The 14,190-nt window shown below is 66.6% G+C and carries 13 protein-coding genes; 5 read left to right on the top strand and 8 right to left on the bottom strand.

The window, feature by feature from the left end; all coding sequences use genetic code 11:
* Positions 1-218 precede the first annotated feature (218 nt).
* The 3 genes from ACILR9_RS30180 (at position 219) to ACILR9_RS30170 (ending at position 3,028) form a co-directional block, all read left to right on the top strand.
* Positions 219-584 (top strand): hypothetical protein, encoded by a 366-nt coding sequence (locus ACILR9_RS30180; RefSeq protein WP_395713687.1) that lies wholly within the window; start codon positions 219-221, stop codon positions 582-584.
* A gap of 24 nt (positions 585-608) precedes the next feature.
* Positions 609-1,208 (top strand): hypothetical protein, encoded by a 600-nt coding sequence (locus ACILR9_RS30175; RefSeq protein WP_395713686.1) that lies wholly within the window; start codon positions 609-611, stop codon positions 1,206-1,208.
* Positions 1,209-1,312: 104 nt separating this feature from the next.
* The gene (locus ACILR9_RS30170) at positions 1,313-3,028 is read left to right on the top strand and encodes a gamma-glutamyltransferase family protein (protein WP_395713685.1); all 1,716 of its coding nucleotides are present in this window, start codon (positions 1,313-1,315) and stop codon (positions 3,026-3,028) included.
* A 246-nt stretch (positions 3,029-3,274) separates the two neighbouring features.
* Here the strand turns inward: ACILR9_RS30170 and ACILR9_RS30165 are convergent, their stop codons facing one another.
* The gene (locus ACILR9_RS30165) at positions 3,275-4,243 is read right to left on the bottom strand and encodes a Bug family tripartite tricarboxylate transporter substrate binding protein (RefSeq protein WP_395713684.1); all 969 of its coding nucleotides are present in this window, start codon (positions 4,241-4,243) and stop codon (positions 3,275-3,277) included.
* Positions 4,240-5,091, bottom strand: coding sequence for a TauD/TfdA dioxygenase family protein (locus ACILR9_RS30160; protein WP_395713683.1), 852 nt, complete (start codon positions 5,089-5,091; stop codon positions 4,240-4,242). Before ACILR9_RS30160 ends, ACILR9_RS30165 begins: the two co-directional genes overlap by 4 nt.
* Positions 5,092-5,451: 360 nt before the next feature.
* Between ACILR9_RS30160 and ACILR9_RS30155 the strand changes: the two genes are divergently transcribed.
* Both ACILR9_RS30155 and ACILR9_RS30150 read left to right on the top strand, forming a co-directional pair.
* Entirely contained in the window at positions 5,452-6,558 is a 1,107-nt protein-coding gene (locus ACILR9_RS30155) for a hypothetical protein (protein ID WP_395713682.1), read from the top strand.
* Positions 6,559-6,758: 200 nt separating this feature from the next.
* Complete coding sequence (locus tag ACILR9_RS30150) at positions 6,759-7,865, top strand: amidohydrolase family protein (RefSeq protein WP_395713681.1); 1,107 nt, start codon at positions 6,759-6,761, stop codon at positions 7,863-7,865.
* 118 nt (positions 7,866-7,983) lie between these two features.
* On the opposite strand, the gene ACILR9_RS30145 is transcribed toward ACILR9_RS30150, so the two are convergent.
* From ACILR9_RS30145 to ACILR9_RS30120, 6 genes are all read right to left on the bottom strand, one after another.
* On the bottom strand, positions 7,984-9,054 hold the full coding sequence (locus ACILR9_RS30145) for a serine hydrolase domain-containing protein (RefSeq protein WP_395713680.1): 1,071 nt from the start codon (positions 9,052-9,054) through the stop codon (positions 7,984-7,986).
* Complete coding sequence (locus tag ACILR9_RS30140; RefSeq protein WP_395713679.1) at positions 9,051-9,800, bottom strand: class II aldolase/adducin family protein; 750 nt, start codon at positions 9,798-9,800, stop codon at positions 9,051-9,053. The genes ACILR9_RS30145 and ACILR9_RS30140 overlap by 4 nt, the downstream gene beginning before the upstream one ends.
* The gene (locus tag ACILR9_RS30135) at positions 9,800-10,810 is read right to left on the bottom strand and encodes a dimethylarginine dimethylaminohydrolase family protein (protein ID WP_395713678.1); all 1,011 of its coding nucleotides are present in this window, start codon (positions 10,808-10,810) and stop codon (positions 9,800-9,802) included. Before ACILR9_RS30135 ends, ACILR9_RS30140 begins: the two co-directional genes overlap by 1 nt.
* Positions 10,811-10,900: 90 nt before the next feature.
* A complete protein-coding gene (locus ACILR9_RS30130; protein WP_395713677.1) occupies positions 10,901-11,689 on the bottom strand; it encodes an ABC transporter permease in 789 nt (262 codons plus the stop codon).
* Positions 11,689-12,519 (bottom strand): ABC transporter permease, encoded by an 831-nt coding sequence (locus tag ACILR9_RS30125; RefSeq protein WP_395713676.1) that lies wholly within the window; start codon positions 12,517-12,519, stop codon positions 11,689-11,691. Before ACILR9_RS30125 ends, ACILR9_RS30130 begins: the two co-directional genes overlap by 1 nt.
* A gap of 39 nt (positions 12,520-12,558) precedes the next feature.
* Positions 12,559-14,016, bottom strand: coding sequence for an IS4 family transposase (locus tag ACILR9_RS30120; protein ID WP_395713675.1), 1,458 nt, complete (start codon positions 14,014-14,016; stop codon positions 12,559-12,561).
* Positions 14,017-14,190: the final 174 nt, after the last annotated feature.

Here is a 14,190-nt window from a genome sequence, read left to right as displayed (position 1 = left end):
GACGAGTTGTCAACGCTCGCCATCGATGCCGTTGTGCTTCGCCGACAGCTCGTCGCCCTACACCGGGCGGCGAGGTTCTTCGGGTCGGGAAGAGAAGGCACGTGCATCGCTCGCGAAGATCGTCACACACTGGGCTCTGACAACCACGATATTGGTGAGATTTCCGTTGGGCCTCGGGAAGAGGTACGAGTTGTCTTGCAGGGGGTCACACGATGCCAATGCGTTGGGACATCGATCATTCGCGCAAGTTCGTGTACATCGTCGCCGACGGGCCCCTCACGCTCCGGCATATGGAGGAGCATTTCGATGCCCTGGTCGTCGCAAATGCCATGGGCTACGCCAAGCTCGTCAACGTGGCGAACGCCGAGCCGATATACACCGATAACGATGTGATGCTGATGGGGGCGCGGCTCAGCGCCTACACGGAGGCGCTTCCCAGCGGTCCACTTGCCGTCGTGGGAAAACCCAATCTGCGCAGCACGTTCAAGCTCTTCGTCAAGATCTCGCCGTCGGACCGGCCCGCGAAGTACTTCGCGACAGAGGACAAGGCGCGCGCCTGGCTCGCGACAATCATCTCTGGCTGAGGCCCACTGAAGCAGGATGTGGTCATGATGAGACGACTACCCGAGCTCTCTCGTCACCGCCCCCTCAAGACGTTGCCTGGCCTGCTGGTTACCGCCGTGCTCGCGGCCTGCGACGTCGCGGGAAGCGGGATCGGCGGGGCCTACTACGCACCGCAATACGACTACAGCGAGTTCTTCGCCGTGACCGACGGCAGAAGCTTCCGGGTCTTCATGGCCGGCAGCCCTTTCCCCAGCCTGCCGGCCGCCGAGGTCAATCGCCGCCTGCTGCCACTCATGCAGGCAAACAAGCCGCGGCCCAACCTCACCTTCACCTACGAGCCGCCCGTCGAGATGCCGCAGCCATACTACCGGCTCGTGCTGGTGTTCGACCCCGCCAATGACCTGACGGCCGCACGGGTGTGCGATGGCCAGCACTGGCACAAGCCGCCGATCGCCAGCCGGCCATTCAACGTCTTCGCCGTGTACTGCCGCAACGATCTCGCGTTGTCGCAGACCACGGCGTGGAGCGACGCGACTGGTCCGAACGACCCGCGTCTCGGTCCGCTGATCGCGCAACTCTTCCTGGTGGTGTTCAATGACCAGGTTTTCCGGCGCCACCTGCTGGGTCCGTTCGTCCGCCACTGACGGCCTGAAAACCACTGTTCCGTCGTCCTGAGCAAGGCGCTTGCGAACGCCCGGCGGTACATTCGAGATTTCGACGCGCTTGCGCAATGATGGGGAGTACCTCGATGAAGTCCATGCGCCCGACCCTCTATGGCAGCCGCCATGCCGTCTCAGCCGGCCACCACCTGGCCGCTGCGGCGGGATTCTCGATCCTCGAAGCGGGCGGCAATGCGATCGATGCCGGATGCGCCGCCGGCATCGCGCTCGCTGTCCTGCATCCCGACGAGGTGAACGTGGCGGGCGTGGCCCCGATCATGATCCGTACCGGGCAGGGCACGGTCGTCACCATCGCCGGCCTCGGGCACTGGCCGTCACGTTTCCCGGCCGACCTGTTCATGCGCGAGCATGGCGGCAAGATGCCATTGGGCCTGCTGCGCACCGTGGTGCCGGCCGCGCCCGATGCCTGGATCACCGCCCTCTCCGACTACGGCACGATGTCGTTCGGCGACGTCGCCGGCGCCGCCATCCGCTACGCCCGCGAAGGCTTTGCGGTGTTCGAGTACATGGCCACCATGATCCGCCAGTACGAGGACGGCTACCGCTCGTGGCCCTCCAATGCCGCGATCTTCCTGCCCGGCGGCAAGCCGCCCAACGTGGGCGACCGCTTCCTGCAGACCGACCTCGCCGGCACGCTGCAATACATGGTCGACCAGGAGCGCGCCGCGTCGAAGCGCGGCCGACTCGCCGGCCTGCAGGCGGCGCGCGCCGCGTTCTACTGCGGCGACATCGCCGACACCATCGTGCGCTACCACGAACAGGAGGGCGGGTATCTCGCGCGCGATGATCTCGCAAACTTCCACTGCCGCTACGAGACGCCGGTGCGGGTGCGCTGGCGCGACTTCGCGGTCTACACCTGCGGGCCGTGGTGCCAGGGCCCGATGCTGGCCCAGGCGCTGCGCATGATCGAGGCGGCGGGCGGCCTCGCTGGCCTGGCGCACAACAGCGCCGACTATATCCACCTGATCACGGAGATCATGAAGGCGGCGTGCTCGGACCGAGAGTACCGCTACGGCGATCCGCTGTTCGTCGATGTCGGCATGGACGAGCTGCTGTCCGATGGCCATGTCGCGGCACGCGTCGGCGCCATCGACCGCGACCGCGCCATGCCCGACATGCCGCCGCCGCTCGGCGCCTATCCCAGCAACCGGCCGCCGCCGACTGCCGCGTCGGCGCTTCGGAGCGACGTCGTCGTCGAGCCCGACACGTCCTATTGCTGCGCCGTCGACCGCTGGGGCAACGCGATGTCGGCAACGCCGTCGGACGGCTCGTGGCGCTCGCCCGTGATCCCGGGCCTCGGCATCGTCCCGTCGGCGCGCGGCACGCAATCGCGGCCCGATCCCAGCCACCCCTCGGGCGTGGCGCCCGGCAAGCGGCCGCGCCTCACACCCAACCCGGCAATAGCCGTGCGTGACGACGGCAGCGTGATCCCGTTCGGCGCGCCGGGCGGCGACGTGCAGGTCCAGGCGATGCTGCAGGTGTTCCTCAACACCTTCCATTTCGGCATGGACATCCAGGAGGCGATCGAGCAGCCGCGCTTCGCGACCTTCAGCTTCCCCAACTCGTTCGCGCCCTACACGCACCTGCCGGGCCGCCTGAACATCGAGGACCGCCTGCCCGCCGCGACGCTCGACGAGCTGCGCCGGCGCGGCCACGACGTCGAGATGTGGCCCGCCTACACGCGGCGCGCCTGCTCAGTCGAGGCGATCCTGCTCGAAAGCCGTACCGGCTTCCTGCGCGCCGGTGCGGATTTCAGGCAACCGGCGTATGCGGTCGTGAATTGATCTCGGATCTCCTCCCCAGCTTCGCTGGGGAGGTGTCGCGTCTTACGCTACAGAGGGGTCATGGGCCTCAGGGCCGGGAGTGCGCCGCTCCGTGACGCTCATCTCATTCTCCTCCCCAGCTTCGCTGGGGAGGTGTCGGCGTCCTCGCCGACGGAGGGGTCATGAGTCACGTGAGGGGGCCCATGACCCCTCCGTCCGCGATTGCGCGGACACCTCCCCACGCGAGGGCGTGGGGAGGAGGAAGAGCTACTCCACCGTCATCCCGGCATCGCGGACGATGGCGGCGTAGCGCTGGCGCTCGGCGTCGATGAAGGCGGTGAACTCGGCCGGCGTGCTCGCGGCCACGTCGCCGCCCTGCTGGGCAACGATGGATTTGACCGCCTCGGTCGCAGCCGCGCGGCGCGTCTCCTCGGCGATCCGGGCGAGCAGGTCGGCCGGCATGCCCTTGGGACCGACCAAGCCGTACCATGCCACCGACTGGTAGTCGGGCACGCCAGCCTCGTCGACCGTGGGCAGCTCGGGATAGAAGGCGCTGCGGCGGGCCGAGCTGACCGCCAGCGCGCGCATCTTGCCTGACGTGATCAGGTCCTTCGAGTTGGGCTGGGTGATCATCACGTCGACATTGCCCGCCATCAGGTCGAGCTGGGCCGGATTGCCGCCCTTGTAGGCGACATGGGTCATTTTCACTCCGGCCATGTGCGTGAACAGCGCGCCGGCGAGATGCTGCGACGAGCCGTTGCCGCCCGAGGCATAGGTGATCGGCTTGGCGGAAGACTTCGCCAACGCGATCAGCTCGGCGATGGTGTTGGCCTTGACCGCGGGATGCACCAGCACCAGCTGCGGGAAGGTGGCGACCAGGCTCACCGGCGTGAAATCCTTGTCGCCGTCGTAGGGCAGCTTCCTGTAGATCAGCGGATTGATGGCATGGCCCATCGCCACCATCGACAGCGTGTAGCCGTCGCCCGGCGATTTTGCGACGATCTCGCCCGCCACCACCCCATTGGCGCCGGCGCGATTGTCGGCGACGACCGGCTGGCTCCAGACCTGCGCCATGTGCTGGCCGACGGCGCGGGCCAGCAGGTCGGTCGTGCCGCCGGGCGCGAACGGGATCACCATGCGGATCTGCCTGTCCGGCCAGGCGCCTTGCGCCCACACGATCGACGGGGCCGCGAGCGCCAGAGCGCCGACGCCGCGCAGAAAGGACGCGCGCTTCATTGCAGGTAGTATCCCGACGGCGTGCCCTTGACCGTGGTGCGCTCGAGATGGCGGGTCTCGCCGTCCTCGTAGTCGCCCAGGGCGATGTGCATGGTGCAGCGGTTGTCCCACAGCACGATGTCGTCGGTGCGCCACTGGTGGCGGTAGACGAACTGCGGGCGCGTAGCGTGGCGCACGAGATAATCGATCAGCGGCCGGCTCTCCTCCGCGGTCATGCCGACGAAGCACGAGACCTTCTCGCCGATATAGAGCGCCTTGCGGCCGGTCTCGGGATGCACCCGCACCACCGGCTGGGCGATCGGCGGATTGAGCTTGCGCTGCTCGGCCGCGCGATCGGAGCTCAGGTCGTCGATCTTGCGGCTGCCGGTATGGATGCCGTGCAGCCCCTCGATCAGCTTCTTCATGCCGTCGGAGAGTGCGTCGTAGGCGCGATACATGTTGGTGAACATCGTATCGCCGCCGACCGGCGGGATGGTGATGCCGCGCAGCAGGGAACCGAGCGAAGGCACCGGCGTGAACGACATGTCGGAGTGCCATTGCTGGCCGGTGTACTTCGAATCCGACGGCTTGCCGTTGGGCTTGGGGATGTTGGTCACCAGCAGCAGCTCGGGATAGTCGGGATGACGATCGCGCGGCAGCGAGTCGTGATTGTCGAGATCGCCGAACCGGCGGCTGAAGGCGATGTGCTGCTCGCGACTGATCTTCTGGTCGCGGAACAGGAGGACGCCGCGCTCCAGGAAAGTACGGTGGATCAGGTCGAAATCGGCATTGCTCAACGGCTGGCCGACATCGATTCCCATGACCTCGGCCCCCAGGGCATGAGAAAGCGGTCGCGTCGATATCGGCATGCGGCATCCCTTGCAGGCGAAATGAGGTCCGACGAATCGTGCGCCGGCTGGTTCCAAGCGTCAAGAAATGGCGGCGCGCTCCCGGCAATGCGTGCATTGCATCGCCGGCATCCACGCTCCAGAGTGCCAGTGGGAGTGGGTGAAAGGTCTTCTTTTGGACCGCGCGCGTCCTTACTTCTCCTCCCCAGCTCTGCTGGGGAGGTGTCGCCGTCATCGGCGACGGAGGGGTCAAGGGCACCGGAGGAGTTGCTCATGACCCTCCGTCCGCGATTACGCGGACACCTCCCCAGCGGAGCTGGGGAGGAGAGGAAGGATGCCCGCCGGAACAAGGTGTCGAGATCGATGAAGACAGGGGCCATCATGCGTCGATGCCTGATTTTCTGCCTGGCGCTGGGCATTGCGGCCGCCATCGGGCCGGCGCGCGCGCAGGATGCCCCGTGGCAGCAATACCAGGGGCTGAGCGCGATCGAGGTGCCGTTCGCCAATGGGCCGATCCACATGGCGGGGGTGCCGCATGTGTGGATGAAGCTGCACGGCTCGCCGCCGCGCCGCTTCGGCATGGATACCGGCTCGACCGGCATCGTGGTGGCGGCCGAGCATTACACGCCGGCGCCGGGCGACGTTCCAGGCGGACCCGGCCGGCTGGTCTACACCAGCAGCGGTCGCATCTTGAACGGCGAGCGCTACACCACCAATGTCGAGATCCTGCGCAACGGCGAGATGCCGGCGGCGACGGCGCGCGTCCAGGTGCTGCGCGTCACCAGCATCACCTGCCTCGAGCGCGCCCGCGATTGCCGGCCCGAGCAGAACCCGCGCGGCGTCGCCTTCATGGGCATCGGCTTCGCCCGCAATTCGGCCCAGAGCACCGAGGCCGACGCGCCCAAGAATCCGTTCACCAACATCGTGGCGCTGGCGTCGGGGGCGCCGGCCTCGTCAATCCGGCCCGGCTACGTGATCACGCGGACGGCCGTCCATCTCGGCATGACGCCCGAGCTGACGCGCAATTTCGCCTTCGTGAAGCTGACTCCCGGCCCGACGACGGAAACCGGCGGGCCGAGCTGGGGACCGGCGCCGATGACGGTCTCGGTCGATGGCGTGGAGGGCGACGGCACGATCCTGATGGATACCGGCATCAACTACATGTTCCTGTCGCCGCCCGAAGGCACGCGATTGCGGCGCGGCGCGCGCGTGCCGTCGGGCACGACCGTCTCGATCTACCTGCCCGACCGGCGCAATCCGCAGCCGGCCTTCTATACCTTCACCGTCGGCGAGCGCGGCAATCCCCTGCATCCCGGGCACGTCGAGGTGGTCCACGATTCCGGCGTGTTCGTGAACACCAGCCGCATGTTCCTCGAGGGCTTCAACTATCTCTACGACGCCGCCGGCGGCTTCGTCGGCTACGGCTGGACCAATCGCCTGCGCGGCAGCTACGGCAGCGTCACGCCGGGGCTGTATTACGCGCGCTGAGAAGATGCCGCGTTAGCGGCGCGCGCGCTCAAATTCCTCCCCAGCGAAGCTGGGGAGGAGAATGAGAGTCACGCTCGATAGCGCTTGCATTCACAACCTCCGAGAGGTGCATCTGTGGGGATGCCGTCACGTGCACGAGCGCAGTAGAGTCATGGCTGGCCTGAAATCAATCCGGCCTGTCCTGGGAGGGACGATGCGCCATGACCAATCGTACGACCAGCCGACGAAACTTCCTCAAGGGCGGCACCGCCGCGGCAACTGGAATTGTCTTCTGCAGCTGCGGCCTGCTGGAGCGCGCGCACGCCCAAGGGGCGCCGCGTGCCCTGCCGGTCGTCGTCAACGGCAAGAAGGTCAAGACCATCGACGTGCACGCCCATTGCCACTTTCGCGAGGCCGGCGCGCTGCTGGGCGCTGACGCCGCGGCCGTCCAGCTTCCGCCGGTCAGGGGCGCGGCCGAGGCCTTCATCGAGATCGACAAGCGCCTGAAGGCGATGGACGCGCAGGCGGTCGACATGGAGGTGCTGTCGATCAACCCGTTCTGGTACGGCCGCGACCGCGATCTCGCCGCCCAGATCGTCAAGCTGCAGAACGAGAAGCTGGCCGAGCTCTGCGCGAGCAAGCCGGACCGCTTCGCCGCCTTCGCCTCGCTCACCCTGCAGGCGCCCGACCTCGCCGCGCAGGAGCTCGAGACGGCGGTGAAGAAGCAGGGCCTGAAGGGCGCTGCGATCGGCGGCATGGTGGCCGGGGTCGAGTTCTCCGACCCGAAGTTCTACCCGGTATGGTCGAAGGCGGAGGAACTGGGCGTCCCGCTGTTCATCCATCCGCAGGGCGTGGCGGAACTGTCCAAGCGGCTGTCGGGCAATGGCTGGCTCGGCAACACGATCGGCAATCCGCTGGAAACGACGATCGCGCTGTCGCACCTGATCTTCGAGGGCACGCTCGATCGCTTCCCCGGCCTCAAGATCATCGCCGCGCACGGCGGCGGCTTCCTGCCGTCCTATGCCGATCGATCGGACCACGCCTGCATGGTGGGACCGGCCGGCTGCAACGCCGACATCAAGCTGAAGAAGAAGCCGAGCGAGTATCTCAAGCAGCTCTACTTCGATTCGCTGATCTTCTCGCCGCAGGCGATCCGCCATCTCGCCGCCCAGGTCGGCCCCGCGCAGATCGTGCTCGGCAGCGACTATCCCTATCCCTGGCAGATGAACCCGGTCGACCACATCTTCGACTGCGATTCGCTCAGCGACGACGAGAGGGTCGCCGTGCTGGGCGGCACCGCGGCGAAGCTGTTCAACATGGCGACGTAAGAGGAAAAGGTCCCTCGCTTACGACGCTTGCTCCGCAAGCGTCTGCTCGGGATGACAGATTCTTTTGCGGCCAGCACCCCGTGTCATCCCGAGCGCAGCGAGGGACCTTTCGTTCCTTTCATTCCAAACTCGCCAGCACGACCTCGCGCAGGACGCGCATCGGCGGGACCCATTGTTCGGGGTCGTCGTAGTTGCCGGCGAGGATGGCGACGACGAGATCGAGGCCGGGCAGCACCCAGAGGCGCTGGCCGCCATTGCCGTAGGCGCCCCAGGCTTGCTCGAGCCGATTGCGGCTCCAGCGCGGGCCGCTGGTCACGGCGAAGGCGAAGTGGCTGAGGTACCAATGGTAGCCGTAGCGTCGCACCTCGTCGACCGCGACATAGGGCGTGGTCGATCGGGCCAGCCATTCGGCGGACACCACGCCTTTGCCGGCAACTTTGCCGCCGCGCAGCATCAACCGACCGAGGCGCGCCAGGTCGCGCAGGCTGAGGCGCAGGCCGGAGGCGGCGATAGCGTCGCCCTTGTCGTCGGCGAGCCATTCGGTCTGGCCGAGGCCCAGCGGATCGAAAAGCGCCTCACGAGCAAAATCGTGCAGGCTCTTTCCCGTCGCATCGGCGATGACGCGGCCGAGCAGCGCCGTGGCGCCGCCATTGTAGACCCATCGCTGCCCCGGCCTGAACACCAGCGGCCGCTCGAGCACGTAGCGATAGCGGTCGGGCGCCCGGTCCATTGCGATCTCGCTGTTGGCCGGATCGCTGTAGGGCACGCTGAGCTCGTCCCAGTCGGTGCCCATGGTCATGCTGAGCACGTGATGGAGCGTCCAGCCCTTGCGTCCCGGATCGGCCGCGAGGCCGGCATGAGCCGGGAAGGACGACAGCAGCGGCGCCTCAGGCGGCGGCACCTTGCCGCGCTCCAGGGCGATGCCGTAGAGCAGGCCGACGATGCTCTTCGACACCGATCGCAGGTCATGCAGCGTGTCGGCGCCGAACGACACCTCGCCGAGCGGCCGGCCGCGCGCATAATCCTGGCCGTGGAAGTAGCGTTCCAGCACCACGCGATCACTGCGCATCACCACGACGCCGTGCACGTTCCAGATGCGCTTGTCGGCGATCGCCTGGTCGAGGCGCTCGTTGAGGTTCGCTGCAAACCCCGCCCGCTCGGGCGCGATCGGCAGCCAGTCGCCGCTCAAGTCTTGTAGTCCGGGCTCTCACGATCGAGCAGGCGACGCAACGCCGCCCACGGCCGCTGCCCCTTTGTCTCCGACCAGCTGGCAAACTGCGCCGCAGTGTGCGCGGCGACCGCATCAGGCGGCACGGTCACCTTCTGGCCGCCCTGGGTCGCGGCGATCTGGATGCGGCAGGCCTGCTCCAGGTAGTACATGTAGTGGAACGCCTCGGCGACGGTGCGGCCCGTGGTCAGCAGTCCGTGGTTGCGCAGGATCATGGCGCTGTTGCTGCCGAGGTCGCGCACCAGCCGGTCGCGCTCGTCGAGATCGAGGGCGATGCCTTCGTAATCGTGGTAGCTGGTGCGGCCGTAGAACTCCATCGACATCTGATTCAGCGGCAGCAGTCCCTGCTCCTGCGCCGCCACCGCCATGCCGGCCGTCGTATGAGTGTGCATGACGCACTGCGCATCGTCGCGCGCCATGTGCACCGCGGAGTGGATGGTGAAGCCAGCATTGTTGATCTTCGACTCTTCCTCCTCCTCGATCGCATGGCCCTCGGGATCGACCGCGACCAGGCTAGAGGCGGTGATCTCGTCGAACATCAGGCCGTACGGGTTGAGCAGGAAGCGGTGCTGTTCGCCCGGCAGGCGCACCGAGAGGTGGGTGTAGATCAGATCGTCCATGCCGAAATGGGCGATCAGGCGATAGGCCGCGGCGAGATCGCAACGCAGCTCCCATTCGCGCGAATCGACGTTGCGCAGGTTGCTCATCAGACGGGGTCCCTTACCAAAGGGCCGGTCGAGCAGTGGATGCCGCCGCCGCCCAAGTACACTTTGTCATAGGGCACGAGCCGGATCGAGATGCCGGCGTCATTCAGCTTGTCGAGGGTGCGGTCGGAGACTTGGTCGGCGATCAGGATGCGGCCCGGCCGCACCGCCAAGCAATTGATGGTCCACACCGGATCGTCGGGGCAGACCTCGATGGTGCGGATCTTGAGCTCCTTCAGCCGCTCGAGGAAGGTGAAGGGCAGCTGCGTCGGGTTGATCAGGGCGGTGTCGACGTCGATCATCACGAAATTGCCGTCGATGTGCAGCCGGTAGCCGGTGAGATGCACGCGGATCAGCTCGATGCCCTGGACCTTCAGCACCTCCTCGAGCTGGCGGGCGCCCTCCTCGTTGACCCGGCTCGAGATGCCGACCACGGCGGTTTTGGGATTGATGAAGGCGAACGAGCCGCCCTCCATGATACCGGTGCCATGGATGGTGCGCAGGATCGGCATGCCCATCCTGGCCAGCGTGCGGGTCACCGGCAGCTCCTCGCCGCGGCGGATCGGCGGGCCCATGCGGGTGACGATGGCGCCGCCGTTGACGGCGATGACGCTGTCGCGCGTGTAGACCGACTTCATCCTGCCGGGCGCGCAATCGTCGAGGAACACCACCTCGACTTGCTCCTCGCGCAGCGCCTCGACCAGCCCGTCATGCTGCTCCTGCATCGCCGCGAGATCGGGCACGGTGTCGCCGCGCCAGTACCAGCCGGTCTCGGGATCGCCGTAGGCGCCGATGTCGGGCAGCTTCTTGGCCGGGTCGACGATCTTCAGCTCGTCGCCCGGGCGATGCATCAGCACCTTGCGCAGGTTGCCGACATCGCTGTTGCAGCCCCACGGCCGGCCCCACACCTCGGTCTGCTCCACCTCCGCCTCGAACGCCGGCTCGGGCCGCGAGGCGAACGTCTTGATCAGCATGTTGTAGCGGTATTCACCCTCGCTGATGATGCCCATCATCCGTTTCCTTTCCCCGATCCTCTCAAGGTCCAAGATAGTCTACGGACGGCAGAAAATCTCGCGCCAGTCGATCGGCCTTGCTCTGCGGATTCATCGGTCTTCCTTGCGCCGGACCGTGATGTCGACCGTCAGCAGCACCACGGTCAGCAGGACCAGGATCACGGCCACGGCCGCCATGGTCGGATCGAGGTGCTCGTTGATGCCGTCCCAGATGCGCCGCGGTAGCGTGAAGACGGCGCGGCTGGCGATGAACAGCACGACCACGAGCTCGTCCCAGCTGTGGATGAAGGCGAAGATGGCGCCCGACACCAGGCCGGGCAGGATGCCGGGCAGCAGGACGCGCCACAGCGTCTGCCAGGTCGAGGCGCCGAGGCTGCGCGCCGCCTGCTCGAGCCGGACGTCGAAGCCGGCCAAGGCCGTCGACACGGTGATGACGACGTAGGGAATGCCGGTGACGGCATGCACGACGATGACCCCGGTGTAGGTGTCGAGCAGGCGGAAATCGACCCAGAAGCGATAGATGCCCAGGGCGTAGACGATGGTCGGCACGATGATCGGCACCAGCATCAGGGCGCGCACGAGCTCCGAGGCGCGCGACGACAGCCGCCAGCAGCCGATGGCGCAGAGCGTGCCGGCCGCCACGGCGATCACGGTGGAGAAGACCCCGATGTAGAGGCTTTGGCCGATGCTGCCGAGCCACTCGCGGCTGCCGAACAGGTTGGCGTAGTGCTCGAACGAGATGGCGTCCTGCGGCAGCGAGAGGTAGCGCCGGTCGGTCAGCGACACCGGGAAGACGATGGTGATCGGCAACACCAGGAAGCAGATGACGAGCCAGCCCAGTGAGCGGGTCGGGCCGGTGGGACGGACGGCGCCTTCCATCATTTGGCTCCGAAGAGGGTGCGCAGATCGACGATGCGGCTGAGGCCGAACAGCATCAGGAATATGACGGCGATCAACGTCGTCGCCAGCATGGTGCCGACGCCCCAGCGCAACGATTCGTGCACCGTGTGGTTGATGTACTCGGCCACCATGACGGTCTTGCCGCCGCCCAGGATGGCCGGCGTGATGAAGAAGCCGAGCGAGAAGATGAAGACCAGCACGCCCGAGCCGATCAGCCCGGGCAGGCTGAGCGGCAGGAAGACGCGCAGGAAGGTCTGCAGGGAGCCGGCACCCAGCCCGCGGGACGCGGCAAGCAGGCGATTGTCGATCGCGCGCATGGCGGCCCACAGCGGCAGGATGCCGAGCGGCAACATGTAGTGGACCATGCCGATGGTCACGCCGACCTCGTTCCACATCAGGCCAAGCGGCTCGTCGATCAAGCCGAGCGAGAGCAGCGCCTTGTTGACCAGGCCCTCGCGCCGCAGCAGCGTCACCCAGGCGAAGGCGCGCACCAGCACCGACATCCAGAGCGGCAGCAGCACACCGATCATCATCAGGCGCTGGCCGGCCGGCGAGGCGTGGGTCAGCACATAGGCAACCAGATAGGCCAGCACGAGCGTGATCGCCGTGGTGAAAACGCAGATCCGCGCCGTGGTCATCAGCACGCGCTGGATCGGCGCCGAGGTGAACAGCATGGCGTAATTGTCGAAGCCCAGCGCCGGCTCCGACACGCTGACCCACAGCACGCGCACCAGCGGCGTGAAATAGAACAACACGACCATCGCCAGCGCCGGCGCGATGAACAGCCAGGCTTTGCCGCGCTCGCTCATGCGGGTGCGGACCGATCATTCACCTCCCCAGCTCTGCTGCTACGGAGTGGACACATCTCTGAGTTCCCATCCAGTAGCGATTGCGAGGAAGTAATCGAGGCCGCGCTTAAAGGTAATCGGGCCCGGTGGTCTGGAGGAAGGGTAGGCGTCCCATCCTCCGAGGCGGGCGATGATCCAGCCGGCCCAAGCCAAGGAAGCGACGGGATGGGGGTTCTTCTGTCGCGGGGACCTGGCTTGATATCGGGCGTTGAGGGCAGCCAAGGCGTCGATCTGGTTGGCGTCGAAGGCGACAGAGGCGGCCAATTTGGACTGGCCATCGCGGGCTTGCACGAGCTGGATGGTGATGGCGGCAGCCTTGGTTGCCACGGCGATGAGGTTGAGCAGCGGCGGAGCGCTGTCGATTTGGCTGTCCTCGATGCGCAAGCCCTGGGTCTTGAGGACGCGGAAGAGCTGCTCGATGGTCCAGCGCATCCTGTACCAGTCGACGATCTGCCAAGCGTCGGCGATGGTGCCGACTTGATGTGTCGTCAGCAGCCGCCAGTGCACGGGCTCGACGTCAGCAGGTGGCTCCAGCTCGACGGCCTCGACGAGGGTGAGCTGGACAAAGGGGGACAAGCCTTTAACGCCCGTCGTGGACGGGCGTTTGAGCTTCACGGTGGCGAAGCGCAAGCCCAGCGTGGCGGTGCGGGCGCGCCGCGTCGGCGTGGCTTTGAGCTCGACGGTGCGCAGATCGACGAACTCGAGCGTGCTGGCTGTCTTGTAGAGGGTGCTGCCCCCGATCAGTCGACGATCATGCATGACCCGGGTCAACAGATGCAGCTTGTCGTCAGGCAGCGTCGCCCATTCGGCGTAGATGTCGCTCTCGCGATCGGACACCACGGTGATGCAAGTTGCGGCATCGAGCACTCTGCGAGCGGTGCCCGCCGTGTCCAGCCAGCGTCTCGACTCCCGGTCGGCCAGGGCGCGTTTGCCATGCTCGACCTCGACCCGGCCATCGCGCGTCCAAATCGTGCCACCGACCAGGCCCAGGCAGGCGCCATCTGTGGCATCGACCGCGATCATGGCGTGCAGCAAGGCGCCGCGATGGCCCTTGCCTTTGCCGATCTCGCCCAGCCCCCGCGTCCGCTCGGCCGTGACGGCAAACCCGATCTCGCTGGTGTCCTGGATCGCCAGCACGTGGCGGCCCGCCGCCGCACCAGCCGTCTGCTGAGGCCAGCTCTCGATCAGCCGCTCGACCGTCACGTTGTCGTTCGCCAGAAAGCGGCGAAACGCCTTGGTCTGCGCTCCCTCGCCGTCACCCAGATGGCGAATGCAGCTCGTTCCGCGCGCGACAACACGTTCGAGAAGCTCCGCCCCCTTTTTGCGAGGCGTGCATCCCCGAACTCTCCCATCGAATATGCGACGTCCAACATCCATGCACCCCGCTTCGGCAAAGGTGCCGCCAATAAAAACCCATGGCGATCCTGCTTGCGAATACAAAATGTTGAGGTGAGTCAAAATGCCACACCCAATAGTTGTGTCCACTCCGTAGCAGCTTCGCTGGGGAGGAAATCAATCCTTGAACGTCATGGTGTTGCACGTCGGCGTCGTGCTCTCGCCCGGGAAGGTGGCGATCACCTGCGGGATCGGCGTGTCGAAGCCCGCCTTCCTGACCACCTCGACCATGAAGCC

The sequence above is a fragment of the Reyranella sp. genome, from assembly GCF_044224635.1.
GTDB lineage: Bacteria > Pseudomonadota > Alphaproteobacteria > Reyranellales > Reyranellaceae > Reyranella.
The sequence above is the reverse complement of the archived record's forward strand: the minus strand, read 5'-3'. Positions and strand labels throughout refer to the sequence as shown.